The following is a 13,088-nucleotide window of genomic DNA, read 5'->3' as shown; positions in this document are numbered from 1 at the left end:
CCACATCCGCGCGACGCCGCCTTCCGGCTTCCGTCGTCCTTATCGCGCGCCCTCTGACCTGCGCGTACGCACCTCCCCAGACCGGTCTTCACTGCGGAATCAGGGCCTGAAGTGAGCCGACCAGCCGGTCCCGCCCTGGAGTTGTGCCGTTCCTCGACGGAGAGGACGCTTCATGTCCCCCGAGGCAATACCGCCGTCCCGCCGTGCCGTGCTGCGGGCGGGCGCCTGCGGCCTGCTGGGCGCCGCGGCCGGCGGCTGCGGGTTCATGCCCGCGAAGAAACCCGACGCCGACCGGCTCGCCCCGGTCGAGCCGCGCGTCGACGGTGATCTCGTCTACTTCAACTGGGCCGACTACGTCGACCCGGCCGTGTTCAAGGGCTTCGAGAAGGAGTACGGAGTCAAGGTCGTCCAGTCGAACTTCGACTCGATGGAGGGCATGGTCGCCAAGCTCAACGCCGGCAACCGCTACGACATCGTCTTTCCCTCGGCCAAATGGGCCCAGCGCCTGGTCCGCGGCGGCCGGCTGCGCCGTATCGACCACTCCCACCTCACCAACTCCCAGGCCGTGTTCGGCTCGTACAGCTACTTCGCCGACCCGTGGTACGACCCGGGCTCCGCGCACACGATCCCGTTCACGACGTACAAGACCGGTATCGGCTGGCGTCGCGACCGGATCGGTGAACTCGCCGACAGCTGGCGGGACCTGTGGAGCGACCGGGCCAAGGGCAAGGTCTTCCTGCTGGACGACCGTGACGAGGTCCTCGGCATGGGTGCCCTCGCGCTCGGTCTCGACGTCAGTTCCGGTGACACCGGCGACCTCGACCGGATCACCTCGCTGCTGGGCACCCTGCGACCGCGGCTGCGCGGCTTCTCCAGCGACAGCTACAACAACCTCCTCAACGGCAACGCGCTGATCCAGCAGGCGTGGAGCGGCGACATGGCCGCCATGCTCAACCAGGCCGAGGACCCTTCCGTGTTCGGCTTCCAGGCCCCCAAGGAGGGCACGCCGATCAACTCCGACTGCTACGCCATCCCCTGGAACGCGCCCCACCCCGGCACCGCGATGCTGTTCATCGACTACATGCTGCGGCCGGAGAACGTGAAGAGGAACATCGAGTACATCGGCTACCCGATGCCGGTCGCGGGCTCCGAGAAGGTCTACGCCGACCTGGTCGAACCCTTCCCCGAGTGCCTCGTCACCGAGGCGGACCTGAAGGCCGACCTGTTCTTCCGCAACGGCGGCCGCGCGGCGGAGGACGCCCGCGACACCGCCTGGACCCATGTGAAGGCGGGCTGAGCCATGGCACTGCTCCGCCCCTCCTCCCGCACCCGCCGCCGGGATGCCGACGGCACCCGCATCTGGACCTGGCTCATGCTGCCCGGCACCATCTGGATGACCGGCTTCCTGATCGCCTCGCTGGTCCTCGTCGCCGTCCTCGCGGTCGGCACCACCGACGAGCTGGGCAACCCGCGCTTCGGCTTCGACCTCGCCGGCATCCGCGCCCTCGCGGACCCCGCCTACACGGAGGTCCTGGCCCGCTCACTCGGCTACGCGCTGCTGACCTGCCTGATCAGTCTGCTGATCGCCTATCCGGTGGCGTACACCATCGCCCTGCACGGCGGGCGGTACAAGCACGCGCTGATCGCCGCGATCGTGGTGCCGTTCTTCGCCAACTACCTGGTGCGGATGTACGGCTGGTCGGTGGTCCTGTCCGACGACGGGCCCGTGCTGCGCACCCTGCGCGCGATAGGTCTCGCCGACGCCGGCACGAAGATCCTCAACAGCGGCTTCGGCGTGGTAGCGGGACTCGTCTACGGCTTCGTCGTCTTCATGATCATCCCGCTGTACGCGGCCCTGGAACGGCTGGACGTCTCCCTCATCGAGGCCGGCCGCGATCTGTACGGCGGCCCGGTCCGCACCTTCTTCTTCGTCACGCTGCCAGCCACCCGGCAGGGCGCGGCGGCCGGGCTCGTCCTGGTCTTCCTGCCCGCGATGGGTGACTTCGTCAGCGCACAGCTCATGGGAGGCCCGGACCAGATCATGATCGGCAATCTCATCCAGGACAAGTTCTTCCAGGGCCAGAACTGGCCGCTGGGCTCCGCCCTCACCATGCTGCTGATGCTGGTCCTGCTGGTCGGGATGCTCGGCTATCTGCGGCGGACCCGCAAGGACGAGGCGGAGGCACGCCGATGACCCTGCTCCGGCTCCCCTCCCCCACCGCCCCGGCCCGTCCGGCTGCCGGGAACCGTACGCGGCGCGGCCGGGCCCAGCGCAGGCCCCGTGTCCTGGTCGCGGTCACCGGGCTGTTCTTCGCGCTGCTCTATCTGCCCATCGCCGTGGTGGCGCTGTTCTCCTTCAACTCCGTGAAGTCGCTGACGGTGTTCGACGGGTTCAGCCTGCGCTGGTACCGCGCCTTCGCCCACGACGACGTCCTCATCGCGTCCCTCACCACCAGCCTGCGCATCTCCCTGGTGGCGATGGCCGGTTCGCTTCTCCTCGGGGTGGCGCTCGCGCTCGGCCTGGTCCGGTGCCGCACCCGGCTGGGCTCGCTGGCCGGCCTGATCATGCTGGTGCCGCTGATCACGCCGGAGATCGTCACGGGCGTGGCGTCGATGCTGCTGTTCAAGGGACTGGGCGTGCCGCTGTCCACCGGCACGGTGATGCTCGCCGAGATCACCTTCTCCATCTCGTACGTCACGGTCGTTCTCCGCTCGCGGGTCGCCGCGCTGAACCCGGAGGTGGAGGAGGCCGCGATGGACCTCGGTGCCACAAGGTGGCAGGCGGTCCGGCTGGTGACCCTGCCGGCGCTGCTGCCCGCCGTGCTGGCGAGTGCCGTGCTGATCTTCGCGCTGGTCTTCGACGACTTCGTGCTCGCCTACTTCACCACCGGTGTCGACCCGCAGCCGCTGTCGGTGCGGATCTACTCGGCGATCCGTTTCGGGGTGCAGCCCACCATCAACGCGGTCGGCACCCTGATGCTCGCGGGATCCATCGCCCTGATCGCCCTGGCCCTGTTCATCCCGCGCCTCTTCGGCCGCCGCGGCGGCCTCGACCTCTTCTCCGGGAAGTGATCCATGGACGCGACCCCCGCCGTCCGGCTCGACGGCGTCTCCAAGCAGTTCGGCGACTCCTACGCCGTCCACCAGCTCGATCTCGACATCGAGGCCGGCGCCTTCTTCTCCCTGCTGGGCCCGTCCGGCTGCGGCAAGACCACGACGCTGCGCATGATCGGCGGGTTCAGCGACCCGACCGAGGGATCGGTGCTGCTCGGCGGCGAGGACGTGACGGCGCTGCCGCCGAACAAGCGCAACGTCAACACGGTCTTCCAGAGCTACGCCCTCTTCGACCATCTGAGCATCGCCGACAACGTGGGCTTCGGCCTCAAGCGCAAGGGCGTCGACAGGGCGGAGATCCGGCAGCGGGTCGGCGAGATGCTGGAGCTGATCCAGCTCGCCGGGCTGGCCGACCGCAAGCCCGGCACGCTCTCCGGCGGTCAGCGGCAGCGCGTCGCGCTGGCCCGCGCGCTGGTCAACCGTCCGGCCGTCCTGCTCCTCGACGAACCACTCGCCGCCCTCGACCTGAAGCTGCGCCGGCAGATGCAGGTCGAGCTGAAGCAGATCCAGCGCGAGGTCGGCATCACCTTCGTCTTCGTCACCCACGACCAGGACGAGGCGCTGACCATGTCCGACCGGATCGCCGTGATGAACGGGGGCCGCATCGAGCAGTGCGGCACGCCCGAGGACATCTACGAGCACCCCGCCACCAGCTTTGCCGCCTCCTTCATGGGGACGTCCAACCTGATGACCGGCACCTACCGGGGCGGTGAGGTGGCACTGGAGAAGGGGCCCGCCCTGCCCGTCGGTCCCCGTTCCGAGATCGCGGACGGCACCGCCGTCAGTGTGTCCGTACGCCCCGAGAAGATCTGGCTCTCGGACTTCGAGCCCGGCATGTCGATGCTGAGCGGTGTCGTCCGCGAGACCGTCTACAGCGGCCCGACCACGACGTATCTGATCGAACTCGCCCCGGGCGTCACGCTGTCGGTGCTGGAGCAGAACACGGACCGTGCGCGCATGGAGGACCGCTGGTGCGGCGGCGAGACGGTGGAGTTCGGCTGGCGGCCGGAGCACTGCCTGGTCCTGGCCTGAACGCCCCGACATCTCTGAGGAAAGCGAACCCATGCATCACGACGTGATCGTGCTGGGTGCCGGGTTGGCGGGGCTCTCCGCCGCCCGGGACCTGGCAGCCGCCGGCACCGACGTGCTCGTCCTGGAGGCCCGCGACCGGGTCGGCGGCCGGGTGGAGCAGACCCGCACGCCCGACGGCCGCACCGTCCAGCTGGGCGGTGAGGTCGTCGGCCACGGGCACACCGCCTATCTCCGGCTCGCCGAGGAGCTGGGCCTGAAGCTGGTTCCCAGCTATGTCGCCGAACCCGGCCGCATGACCCGGGCCACTCCGGAGGGCCGCTCGGCCGGTGATCCGCCGCACTGGTTCGGCCCCGGCGAGACGGCCCTGCACGAGCGCCTGAGCACCGAGTTCACCGGCCTGGCCGCCACCGTCGACCCCGACGATCCCTGGTCGCATCCGGACGCGACCTCCCTGGACCGGCTGTCGGTCGCCGACTGGCTGCGCTCCCGGCAGGCCACGCCCGCCGTGGTACGCCTGTGGGACATCGGCCAGCTCGCCCTGGCCGGCGGCTCCTACGAGCGGATCTCCCTGCTGGCGGCGCTGCGCAAGAGCGCGGCGGTCCCCGGATCGGGCACGGGCGACTACGACTACGAGGACTGGGAGGGACTGCGGCCGGCCGACGGCTCGGCGACGCTCGCCGAGGTCATGGGCCGCGAGCTGGGAGGGCGCATCCGGCTCGGCTCCCCCGTCGCCGCCCTGGACATCAGCCCGGACCGCTGCACCGTACGCCTGGCCACCGGCGAGATCCTCACCGCGAACGCCGTGGTGAGCGCCCTCCCGGTGGGCCCGCTGCGGTCCGTCGCGATCAGCGGGGTCAGCGAGGCCCGGCTCGCCTCCCTGCACCGCCAACGCCACGCGACGGCCGCGAAGTTCGCCGCCGTCTACGACCGTCCCTTCTGGCGGGACGCCGATCTGAACGGACTGTCCGAGGCCGAGGGCGTGCTGGGCAGCACCTGGCCGCAGAACGAGGGCGTCCTGTCGGCGCTGATCCCGCCCGAGCGCTACGGCGTCCTGCTCGGCACCCCGCCACGGCTCCGCACGCCCGAGCTGCTCGCCGAGATGGCCGGCATGTTCGGCGACGAGGCGCTCCGCCCGACCTCCTGCCATCTGCGGCTGTGGGGCACCGACCCCTGGACCCAGGGTTATGTCACCCAGTGGCCGCCGGGCGAGGTCATGGCCGTCGGCCCGCTGCACGGCACCCATGAACCGCCGTTCTACGTCTGCGGCTCCGACCAGTGGGTCGCCGGATACATGGAGGGCGCCGTCCGCACCGGCCGCGCCGCCGCCGAGGAGGCACTGCGCCGTGGGTGACAACGACCGCCTGAACCACATCGGCGGCAAGGAGGTACCGGCGGCCTCCGGCGCCACCCTGCGGCTGATCGACCCGGGCACCGGACTCCCGCACGGCACGGCCCCGCTCTCCGGCCCCGAGGACGTGGACGCGGCCTGCCGGGCGGCCGAAGATGCCTTTCCCGGCTGGTCGGTGACGACTCCGGCGGAGCGGCAGGCCGCGCTGCTGCGGATCGCCGACGCGCTGGAACGGGAGGCCGGTGCGGTGGCGAGCGCCGAGGTGGCCGACACGGGCAAGCCGCGCGTCCTGTTCCTGGGCGACGAACTGCCCGCGATCGTGGACGTGCTGCGGTACTTCGCGGGTGCCGCCCGGAACCTGCCGGGCGCGGCGGCCGCCGAGTACACGCCGGGCCGTACCTCCGTGCTGCGCCGTGAGCCGGTCGGCGTCTGTGCCCAGATCACCCCGTGGAACTATCCGCTGATGATGGCCGTGTGGAAGATCGCCCCGGCGCTGGCCGCCGGCAACACGGTCGTCCTGAAACCGTCCGACACCACACCGTCCTCGGCCCTGCTCCTGGCCCGGCTGGCCGCCGAGCACCTGCCGCCCGGTGTGCTCAACGTCGTGTGCGGCGACCGCGACACCGGGCGGTCCCTAGTCGGCCACCCCGATGTACGGCTGGTGGCCGTCACGGGCAGTGTCCGCGCGGGGCAGGAGATCGCCGCCGCGGCGGCCACGGATTTGAAGCGGCTGCACCTGGAACTCGGCGGCAACGCGCCGGTGCTGATCCACGCGGACGCCGATCTCGACGACGCGGTGGAGCAGTTGTCGTCGCTGTCGTTCTACAACGCGGGGCAGGACTGCACGGCCGCGACCAGGATCCTGGTCGATCGGCGGATCCACGACGGCTTCCTGGCCCGCTTCGCCGAACGGGCCGCCGGCCTGCGGCCCGGAGCGCCGGACGACGAGCGGGCCGCGTTCGGCCCGCTCGCCAATTCAGCTCAACTAGCCCATGTGCGCGGCTTGTTGGACAGGCTTCCGGACCACGCCGAGATCGTCACCGGCGGCGCGGCCCTGGCCCGCCCCGGCTACTTCCACCAGGCCACGGTGGTCGCCGGAGCGCGGCAGGAGGACGAGATCGTACGGAGCGAGGTGTTCGGCCCGGTCGTCACCGTCCAGCCCTTCGCCGACGAGTCCGAGGCCTTCCGCCTGGCCAACGGCGTGCCCCAGGGGCTCGCGGCGAGCGTCTGGACCCGCGACCACGACCGGGCCATGCGGGCGAGCCGCGTACTGCGGACCGGCATCGTCTGGGTCAACACCCATGGCACGACGGTGTCGGAGATGCCGCACGGCGGCGTGCGGCATTCCGGGTACGGCAGCGATCTCTCGCTCACCGGTCTGCTCGACTACACGCAGGTCAAGCACGTGATGCTGTGACCGAGGAGAGGTCGATCGCCCGGTCGACGTCCTGTGGCCGCAGGACCCGCAGGATGCCCTCCAGCAGGTAGTAGTCGGCGTACGGGAGGGAGACCTCGATGCCGTCCTCGTTGGGGCGGTGGCGGGTGCAGCGGGCCACCACCGCTTCCGCGCGGGCCGATCTCCTCGTCAGGCAGGTCTCCGAGAGGGCGGTGAGCAGCCGTAACGCCACCTCGCGATAGGCCTGTCGGCCGGTGGCGGCGGACAGGTCGAGAAGGCCGCAGGCCGTGATCGCTCCGGCGGAAGCGTCCTTGATGTCGTGGGGCTGCTGCGGAGCGCGGTAGTCCCACACGGGGACGTGGTCCGGGGTGAGTGCTCCGATCGCGAAGTCCGCGAGCTTGCGGGCGGTGGCCAGGAAGTCCCGGTTCCCGGTCCTCCGGTACATCGTGGTGAATCCGTACAGGCCCCACGCCTGCCCGCGCGACCAGCACGAGGTGGGGCTGTACCCCTGCACGGTGTTCGGGCCGAGCGGCGCGCCGCTCTTCGGGTCGAAGTCGTAGACGTGCGGGGTCGATCCGTCCGGGCGCGGGAAGACCCGCCGGGTCGTCTTCGCGTGCTCCACGGCGATGTCCAGGTACTTCGCATCGCCGGTCTGGTGGCTCGCGAACGCCAGCAGGTCGAGGTTCATCATCGTGTCGACGATGACCCGGCCGGCGTTCTTCTCGTCGTTCAGCGCGCCCCACGCTCTGATGAAGCGGCCCTGCGGGTTGTACCGCCGGATCAGGGAGTCGGCCGCCCGCAAGGCGCCCGCCCGCCAGGCTTCTTCGCCCGTCAGCCGCCAGGCGGTGACCCAGGACGGGCAGAAGAGGAAACCGAGGTCGTGGGTGCCGGTGTCGTACTGGCGCGGGGCCAGCTTCCGCGCCGAGGCCGATGCCAGCGTGCGGAAGGCCTCGTCCTCGCTGTAGAGCCATGCCATCCACAGCGTGCCCGGCCAGAACCCGCCGACCCAGTCGCCGCTTTGCGAGTAGGTCCACTTCTCGAACTTCGTGCCGACGGGGAAGGCGGTCACGGTCGGTGCGACGGCGTGGAGCTTCTCCACGGCGTAGTCGGCGGCCGCGCGGAGCTTGCTCAGGGTCGGTGCCGGGGTGGTGCCGGTGGCCGCGGCCGGTGTCGAGGATGCGCCTGTCGCCACGGCACCGGCCGCCGTGGCCAGCACCGTACGTCGGGAAACACTCATGCTGGTCCTCCAGGAAAGCTCAGCGGTGACAGCTGGTCAGGCCCGGGCGCCAGGCGCAGGCGATGCCCGCGAAGCCCCCGTTGGCCAGGACATCCACGGCGAGCGTGGCGCCGCCGCGCAGTACCTGACGCCTCTGGACGAGACCGCCGGTACCGTCCTCGACCGTCTCGACCAGCCAGCGTCCCGGGCCGATCGTCAGCGGCACCTCGGCGCGGCGGGCGGCACCGGCGTACACCCCGCCCAGGAACCAGCGGTCGCCGCCGCGGCGGGCGAGCACGGCTTCCTGACCTGGACTCCCGGCGAGCAGCCGGGTGTCGTCCCAGGCCGCGGGGACCTGGTCGAAGTAGTCCCGGGCGAGCGGACGGGCGTCGTACGACTCGGGGGTGCCGGCGAACATCTGCAGGCCCGACTCGTAGGCGACGGTGAGGCCGACCTCGGCGGCGTCCGAGTTGGGGCGCAGGCCGACGCGCTGGAACGCGCCGGGGGTGAAGTCCATGGAGCCGATGACGTTGCGGGTGAAGGGCAGGGTGGTGAGGTGGGCGGCGGTGTTGGTGCGTTTCTCCTCGCCGGCGACGCCCTCCAGGGTCATGACGTGCGGCCAGGTGCGCTGGATTCCCTTGGGGATGGTGGAGCCGTGGAAGTTGACCAGGAGGTGGTGGGCGGCGGTCTCCGGGAGGATCGCGTCGTACCACCGGAGCGTGGACTGTGCCTCCGAGTCCATGAAGTCGATCTTGACGCCCTTCACGCCCCAGCGTTCCAGGGTGGGCAGCCACCGGGCGCGTTCCTCGGCCGTGTCGAGGTCGCGCTGGTGGATCCAGACGATGATGCCGACGCCCTTGGCGCGTGCGTAGTCGACGAGTTCGGGCATCCAGCTGTTGGTCTGCCAGTCCGGGTCGGTGGTGTCCCAGGCGTCGGCCTTGAAGTACCAGCCCGCGTCGACGGCCTCGTAGGGCCAGCCGCGTTCGGCGGCGTAGTCGACGTAGGCCTTCTGCGCGGTGAGGCTCTGCCCGGCCGGGCGCCCGCCGGCGAGCCAGGTCCACAGGGCGGTGCCGGGCTTGATCCAGGAGGTGTGGCCGGCCTTGGAGGCGGGGGCAAGGTCGTCGGTGAAGGTGGAGCGGGTGACGGTGGCGAGGTCGCCGGTGACCATGGCCCGCCAGGGGGTGGCGAGGGGGCCGTCGGTGCGGACCCGGTCGTCGGCGAGCTTGACGCGGTAGGTGCCGGTGCCCTGGTCGTGGGCGAGCCGGGCACCGGAGTAGGCGCCGGTGAGGTCGGACTCGGCGAGCAGGGTGTAGCCGCCGTCGGTCGCGAACAGCGCCTGGTCCGAGTACTCGCCGGTGGGTGCCGTGGCGGCCGTGTACTGGACGAACTGGCCCTCGTTGTCGGCCCGGTAGGTGCCCAGCCACGCGCTCGCGTCCGGCGGCAGGTGGAAGGCGGAGGTCTCGCCGAGCACGTCACCGGACGCGGCGGGCAGGACGTACCGGTAGGCGACGCCGTCGGCGGAGGCGCGGACGACGAGGTCGAGCCGGGCACCCCTCGGGGTGGCGAACGACAGGCGGGTCTCGTTCATGCGGACCCGGCGGTCCAGACGTTTGCCGGACTTCGTGCGGTACCGCTCGTCGATCGTCCGGCTCTCGCGGTGCAGGAAGCGCAGGTCCTGGGAGAGGTCGGCCTGTTCGGTGACGATGCCGACGGGCGACGGCTCGATGACCGTACGCCCGGCCCGGGTCACGGACAGGCTCAGGGTGCCGGCGCTGTCGTCCAGGGAGATCCGTGCGCGGGGTGCGTGTGCGGAGGCGGACACCGCCCAGGTGTGCTCCTGCTTCTCGGCCCGGGCGGGAACGGTCGTGAGGAGTGTGGCCGCGAGGCCGGTGCACAGCGCGGCGACCGCGGTTCTGATCGGAACAGCCATGGAACCCTCCGAGGTGTGCGGGCTTTACGGCAGTCCCCAGGCGGGGCCCGGTTCGCTGACAGTGACCGGCGCGATGACGAGGTCGGGGCGGGAGCCGGAGTGCACCAGCACCTCGCGGCCCTTGGGCAGCTCTATGGAGAGCATCCCGTCGCCGAGGTCACGGGTGCGGGCTGGGCGGCCGTCGTCGAGGAGCACGGTGAGCCGGCCGCCCAGCCCGTGCTTCAGCTTGAGCGGCTCGCCCGCCAGGCTTCTGATCCGGATGAACCGGGTCCTGCCCTCCTTGCGGACGGCGCTGACCAGGAAGGCGCCCTGGGTACGGAAGTCGTGCAGGGTGAGGTCCGCCCACGCGGTGGGGACGGCCGGGAAGACGCGGATCACTCCGCCCCAGCTCTGGCACAACATGTCGTGCAGGGACTGCGAGGCGGACAGCGGCGTCTCGATGACCGGTCCGGCCTCGGTGTAGTGGGTGTTGGCCTGGCAGGGGTAGCGGGTGGAGGTGTCGAAGAACTTCCGCAGATAGGTGATCGCGGTGTCGCCGTCGCCGGTCATCGCGTACATCGAGGCGGCGCCGGTGTAGCTGTAGCCGCGGTGGGCGCCGGTCAGCGCGTGCCAGTGCTCGATGGACCTGGTGATCAGGTCGCGGTTCTCGGGCTGGTCCCAGTTGACGAGGTACAGCGGGTACACCATCAGCAGGTGCGAGTAGTGGCGGTGGGACTGGGCGTACGGGGTGCCGGCACCGATCATGAAGCCGTTGCCGTCGACCGGGTAGGGCGTGAGCTTGGCCAGCACCTCGTGCCAGCGCGGGGCCGACGGGTCGTCGATGCCGAGGAGTTCGGCGGAGTCGATGAGGGTCTGGCAGGCCCAGCGGATCAGGGCCAGGTCGTAGGTGGTGTCCTGCGGCGGTACGACGGGGTACTCGGGCGAGAGGGTGCTCGGCAGGTGGAGCTTGCCGTCGCTGCCCGGGGTGAGGAAGTGCAGGTAGTAGGCGACGGCCCGGCGGAGCAACGGGAAGACGGTGTCGCGCAGGAGGGCCTCGTCCATGGAGTGCCGGTAGGACAGCCACACGTTGTGCAGCGCCCAGGTGAGGTTGCCGACCTCGGAGCCGGAGCCGGGCCTGCCGACCTCCCGGTTGGCGAACATGTCGGAGCTGCGTCCGACGCCGGAGCTGTCGGCGCGGTAGGCGGCGGGCACGTTGGCGATGAGCTGTTCCTGGTTGCGGCGCAGAGTGGTGGCGAGCGCGTCGAGTTCCAGGTGGTTGGAGCCGTGGACGAGCCAGTACTCCAGCTGGATGTTGAGGTTCCACCAGACCGCGGGCCATGGGGTGGGCTCCAGCCACGGCCCGCAGGTGGCCATGACGGGGCCGTCCGCGCGGCTGGCGGAGGCGGCCTTGTAGAGCTGGATCCAGTGGAAGCTCTGCAGCCGCTGGTCGGGGAAGGAGACGAAGCTCTTCTTGTAGAAGGCGTGCCACCAGCGGGTGTGCCGTCGTCTGAGGGCGCCGTACGAGGCCGCTCGCCGCAGGTTGCGGAGCGATTGGGCCTCGGCGGCGGTGGTGGAGGGGGCGCTGTGCCCGACGCTGAGCAGCAGTTCGTCGCCGTCGCGCCGGTAGGCGGTGGCGGTCTGGCCGCCGGTGAGGGGCTGGAGGACCTGCTCGGTGCCGTCGGCGGCGGTCCGGCTGGTCCAGGGCGGGTTGGGGGTGTAGTCGGCGGGCGGGGCCTCCTGGATCTTCCGGGGGCTGATGGCCTCCTCGGGGTGGAAGGTCCAGACGGTGCGCTCGCCGCCGGAGGCCCGGACCCGGACGGCGAGTACCTCGTCGTGGATGAGGGCGGAGAGGGTGAGCGTGCCGGCGGTGGTGGTGACGGTGCCGGTGAGTTCGGCGTTCCACAGGCTCAGCCGCCAGTCGACGGCGGTGATGGTGCCGACCGGGTCGAGCGTCAGGTGCCCGACCGGCAGCCGGCAGGTGCCCCAGCCGCTGCCGAACTCGGGGCGGTGGTCCTGGACCCGGCCGTGCTGGACGGTGAAGCGGACGCGGTTGGCGTCCGGCTCCCGGTAGATCATGCTGCCGAGCAGCCCGTCGCCGAGGAACGGGCCCTCGTACCAGCGGGTGGGCAGCCTGGTCCACAGCAGGTCCTGGCCGCGCAGGAACGTCGCCCAGGCTCCGTCGGTGGTCATGGTGTCGCGGAGTCTCCAGGGGCGTCCGGCACCCCCGTCGGCGGCGGACGGCAGCGTCGGTTCGGGCTCCTCCGCGTGGGCTGTTCCGGGCAGGGCGGCTGCTGCCGCGCCGGAGAGGGCGGTGCCGAGTACGGCTCTGCGGGCCACCTTCGAATGGTGCTCCGGCTGTGAGGTCATGCGTCCTCCAGAGCTGACGGCTCATCAATACATCGGGTGTATCGCGGAACCTAGCAGCACTCGTGCACCTGTCAATGACCCCAGTAGCACGACTCATCCGATGTATGTTCACGGAGTGGAACGTCAGCCACGCAGCCAGGTCGCGTCCTTCGACGTCAGCGTCCCCTGCCCCGCCTCCATGGACGGCTCCGGCATGGAGACCACTGCCGGTCGGGCTCCGGGTGGTAGGACCGCACCGGCGTCCGGGGGTCGTCGCCGCCGCCACGGCGGAAGGCGGTCGGCCATGAGCCCCCGTCAGTCGACCGGGACGCCCGTGTGGCGCTCCAGGGTTTCGATGAGGCGAGCCTGGAACTCATCGTCCTGCGAGGCGGGGTGCGGTGTCTGTACCCGCTGGTGGTACCAGTAGCCGCCGGTGCCCGGGGTCACGTCGGGGTGCGCGGCGAGCCAGACCTGGGTCCGATGCCCGGCGGTCAGGTCGTCCGGTGCATGGAGCTGCTGAGGTAGACGAGCCTGCCCGGCTTCTCCATCAGGGCCGTCAGCAGGTAGGGCGCGACGGTGTTGACGGTGACGTCCTCCGGGCGGTTCATGACCCCGGCGTTGTGGATGACGGCGTCGAAACGGCCGAACCCGGCGCCCGAGTCCATCGGCCGCTCCGGTCACCAGGACCAGGGCCATGTGTCGGTCAACTCCCTTGTGGCCATGGGCT

Annotated in this window: 11 protein-coding genes; 6 read left to right on the top strand and 5 right to left on the bottom strand. The window is 71.0% G+C overall.

The features are described from left to right. The first annotated feature begins 172 nt into the window (after positions 1-172). Genes ACFT32_RS11560 through ACFT32_RS11535 form a run of 6 tightly spaced genes read left to right on the top strand, consistent with a single transcriptional unit; the run spans position 173 to position 6,911 of the window. Positions 173-1,297, top strand: a complete 1,125-nt coding sequence (locus tag ACFT32_RS11560; protein WP_382488229.1) for a spermidine/putrescine ABC transporter substrate-binding protein — start codon at positions 173-175, stop codon at positions 1,295-1,297. 3 nt (positions 1,298-1,300) lie between these two features. After that, the gene (locus ACFT32_RS11555) at positions 1,301-2,194 is read left to right on the top strand and encodes an ABC transporter permease (RefSeq protein WP_382488228.1); all 894 of its coding nucleotides are present in this window, start codon (positions 1,301-1,303) and stop codon (positions 2,192-2,194) included. Continuing rightward, positions 2,191-3,072 carry an ABC transporter permease gene (locus ACFT32_RS11550; protein ID WP_382488227.1) on the top strand — a complete coding sequence of 294 codons (882 nt, stop codon included), beginning with the start codon at positions 2,191-2,193 and terminating at the stop codon, positions 3,070-3,072. Before ACFT32_RS11555 ends, ACFT32_RS11550 begins: the two co-directional genes overlap by 4 nt. Before the next feature lie 3 nt (positions 3,073-3,075). Continuing rightward, positions 3,076-4,146 (top strand): ABC transporter ATP-binding protein, encoded by a 1,071-nt coding sequence (locus tag ACFT32_RS11545; protein ID WP_382488226.1) that lies wholly within the window; start codon positions 3,076-3,078, stop codon positions 4,144-4,146. Positions 4,147-4,177: 31 nt separating this feature from the next. Further along, positions 4,178-5,497, top strand: a complete 1,320-nt coding sequence (locus ACFT32_RS11540) for a flavin monoamine oxidase family protein (protein ID WP_382488225.1) — start codon at positions 4,178-4,180, stop codon at positions 5,495-5,497. Beyond that, the gene (locus ACFT32_RS11535) at positions 5,490-6,911 is read left to right on the top strand and encodes an aminobutyraldehyde dehydrogenase (protein WP_382488224.1); all 1,422 of its coding nucleotides are present in this window, start codon (positions 5,490-5,492) and stop codon (positions 6,909-6,911) included. Before ACFT32_RS11540 ends, ACFT32_RS11535 begins: the two co-directional genes overlap by 8 nt. Here the strand turns inward: ACFT32_RS11535 and ACFT32_RS11530 are convergent. From ACFT32_RS11530 to ACFT32_RS11510, 5 genes are all read right to left on the bottom strand, one after another. Next, positions 6,892-8,127, bottom strand: a complete 1,236-nt coding sequence (locus ACFT32_RS11530) for a glycoside hydrolase family 88 protein (RefSeq protein WP_382488223.1) — start codon at positions 8,125-8,127, stop codon at positions 6,892-6,894. The genes ACFT32_RS11535 and ACFT32_RS11530 overlap by 20 nt on opposite strands. Positions 8,128-8,146: 19 nt before the next feature. Then, positions 8,147-10,036 (bottom strand): glycoside hydrolase family 97 catalytic domain-containing protein, encoded by a 1,890-nt coding sequence (locus tag ACFT32_RS11525; protein ID WP_382488222.1) that lies wholly within the window; start codon positions 10,034-10,036, stop codon positions 8,147-8,149. A gap of 24 nt (positions 10,037-10,060) precedes the next feature. After that, positions 10,061-12,382, bottom strand: a complete 2,322-nt coding sequence (locus tag ACFT32_RS11520) for a Tat pathway signal sequence domain protein (RefSeq protein ID WP_382488221.1) — start codon at positions 12,380-12,382, stop codon at positions 10,061-10,063. Between the two features lie 294 nt (positions 12,383-12,676). Then, positions 12,677-12,808, bottom strand: a complete 132-nt coding sequence (locus tag ACFT32_RS11515; RefSeq protein WP_382488220.1) for a hypothetical protein — start codon at positions 12,806-12,808, stop codon at positions 12,677-12,679. A gap of 44 nt (positions 12,809-12,852) precedes the next feature. After that, the gene (locus tag ACFT32_RS11510; protein ID WP_382488219.1) at positions 12,853-13,026 is read right to left on the bottom strand and encodes a hypothetical protein; all 174 of its coding nucleotides are present in this window, start codon (positions 13,024-13,026) and stop codon (positions 12,853-12,855) included. Between the last annotated feature and the right edge of the window lie 62 nt (positions 13,027-13,088).

Origin of the sequence: Streptomyces sp. NPDC057002, assembly GCF_042673825.1 — a bacterium.
Taxonomy (GTDB): domain Bacteria; phylum Actinomycetota; class Actinomycetes; order Streptomycetales; family Streptomycetaceae; genus Streptomyces.
Note: the sequence above shows the minus strand (reverse complement) of the source record. Positions and strands in the feature narration are given on the sequence as shown.

Excerpts from the sequence above, each read along its gene's own strand:
- ACFT32_RS11555 (WP_382488228.1), top strand. The coding sequence starts at position 1,301 with ATGGCACTGCTCCGCCCCTCCTCCCGCACCCGCCGCCGGGATGCCGAC.
- ACFT32_RS11540 (WP_382488225.1), top strand. The coding sequence starts at position 4,178 with ATGCATCACGACGTGATCGTGCTGGGTGCCGGGTTGGCGGGGCTCTCC.
- ACFT32_RS11520 (WP_382488221.1), bottom strand. The coding sequence starts at position 12,382 with ATGACCTCACAGCCGGAGCACCATTCGAAGGTGGCCCGCAGAGCCGTA.
- ACFT32_RS11530 (WP_382488223.1), bottom strand. The coding sequence starts at position 8,127 with ATGAGTGTTTCCCGACGTACGGTGCTGGCCACGGCGGCCGGTGCCGTG.
- ACFT32_RS11550 (WP_382488227.1), top strand. The coding sequence starts at position 2,191 with ATGACCCTGCTCCGGCTCCCCTCCCCCACCGCCCCGGCCCGTCCGGCT.
- ACFT32_RS11560 (WP_382488229.1), top strand. The coding sequence starts at position 173 with ATGTCCCCCGAGGCAATACCGCCGTCCCGCCGTGCCGTGCTGCGGGCG.
- ACFT32_RS11525 (WP_382488222.1), bottom strand. The coding sequence starts at position 10,036 with ATGGCTGTTCCGATCAGAACCGCGGTCGCCGCGCTGTGCACCGGCCTC.
- ACFT32_RS11545 (WP_382488226.1), top strand. The coding sequence starts at position 3,076 with ATGGACGCGACCCCCGCCGTCCGGCTCGACGGCGTCTCCAAGCAGTTC.
- ACFT32_RS11510 (WP_382488219.1), bottom strand. The coding sequence starts at position 13,026 with ATGGACTCGGGCGCCGGGTTCGGCCGTTTCGACGCCGTCATCCACAAC.